Origin of the sequence: Protofrankia sp. CiP3, assembly GCF_917627345.1 — a bacterium.
In the GTDB taxonomy this organism is placed as follows: Bacteria; Actinomycetota; Actinomycetes; order Frankiales; family Frankiaceae; genus Protofrankia.
In genome coordinates this window covers 6,022-7,206 of sequence record NZ_CAKJTM010000162.1, presented here as the reverse complement: position 1 = coordinate 7,206, position 1,185 = coordinate 6,022, and the positions used below count along the sequence as shown (strand labels likewise).

Annotated in this window: 2 protein-coding genes; both read right to left on the bottom strand. The window is 69.5% G+C overall.

Annotated features, from left to right (window positions below):
- Positions 1-123: 123 nt before the first annotated feature.
- Positions 124-501 carry a PIN domain-containing protein gene (locus MJ797_RS25160; protein ID WP_239341974.1) on the bottom strand — a complete coding sequence of 126 codons (378 nt, stop codon included), beginning with the start codon at positions 499-501 and terminating at the stop codon, positions 124-126.
- A 42-nt stretch (positions 502-543) separates the two neighbouring features.
- The gene (locus MJ797_RS25155) at positions 544-999 is read right to left on the bottom strand and encodes a helix-turn-helix domain-containing protein (protein WP_239341972.1); all 456 of its coding nucleotides are present in this window, start codon (positions 997-999) and stop codon (positions 544-546) included.
- Positions 1,000-1,185 lie beyond the last annotated feature (186 nt).

The following is a 1,185-nucleotide window of genomic DNA, read 5'->3' as shown; positions in this document are numbered from 1 at the left end:
CGCTCCACACCGGCCCGTTCCAGGCAGCCGAGCAGGTCGGCCGTGCTCATCGGCGGGTGGCGTTTCTCCCCGGCGAGCCGGACGACGGTCGAGGTGACTTCGTTCTCGAACTCGGTGCATAGTTCACACAGATAGGTTATCCGGGTCTGCAACCATGACCCCGCATGCCGCCAGCGGGGCGGCAGGGAAATCTGACCGGTTGCGCGTGACGAGGTGCGTCGCATGGCCGGCGATCGCCGCTGCCATGTGGACGCGGTCGTCCGGGTCTCTATCGGGCATGCTCGCGATGAGATCGGCGTAGTCGTCGAACCGGACCTCCGCGTCAGGGAAGAATGTCCGTACCGCGGTGGTGACGGCTGCCGCCGAGGACGCCGACCGTCGGCCCGAGCGCACGATGACCCGTTCCCACTCGTCCAGCAGCGCCTCGGTCCACAGGACCGTGTGGACGCCGTCCTCGGTGAGCGCGAGCAGGAGATCCATGACGGAGAACGGGAAGAGCACGTTCGTGTCGGCCAGGACCCGGGGCAGGGGCGGGATTGCGGGTCAGTACGGGATGCCGGCCTCGGCGACAGCCTCGGCGACAATGCGGCGACCCTGCCGACGGGACTCACGCCGGGCGTGGAAGACGAGGACGTCGGACAGGCGCACCCGGCGGTGCCGGCTGCGGAGCAGCCACTCGGACGGGATCTCCCCCGCGTCCAACAGCCGGCTGACAAACGGCCGCGACAAGCCCAACAGCTCCCCGACCTCCGCCGGGGTCAGCATTGACTCCGAGGGCAGCACGGTGACCGCGTGGCCCGCGGACAACTCTCGCAGCGAGGCTGCGACCAGCCGGGTGAGCGCGGGAGGAAGGGGAACGATGGTGCCGTCCGGGCGTCGCAGGACCACCTCGGCGCCGCGTGCCGAGGCCACGGCCGCCTGCGCCACGGTGGCTGACTCCGGCTCGCCGCAGGCCGGCTCGACCTGCTCGGCTCCGGCGAGGATGCCTGACCTGCCCATCGCGCCTCCCAGTATCCGTAATAACCGTAACCCGAGGCGCTGCCTGGCCGCAAACAGATCCGAACGTGACCTCTGCGCCGACGATCCCGCATCCTGCCCACCGGACGGACCGCCGACTACCATGGGTAACGCTTTTACCCCCTCGGATCAGCTGTCGATGTCTCGGAAACGCACACGGCACGCTGG

Excerpts from the sequence above, each read along its gene's own strand:
- MJ797_RS25155 (WP_239341972.1), bottom strand. The coding sequence starts at position 999 with ATGGGCAGGTCAGGCATCCTCGCCGGAGCCGAGCAGGTCGAGCCGGCC.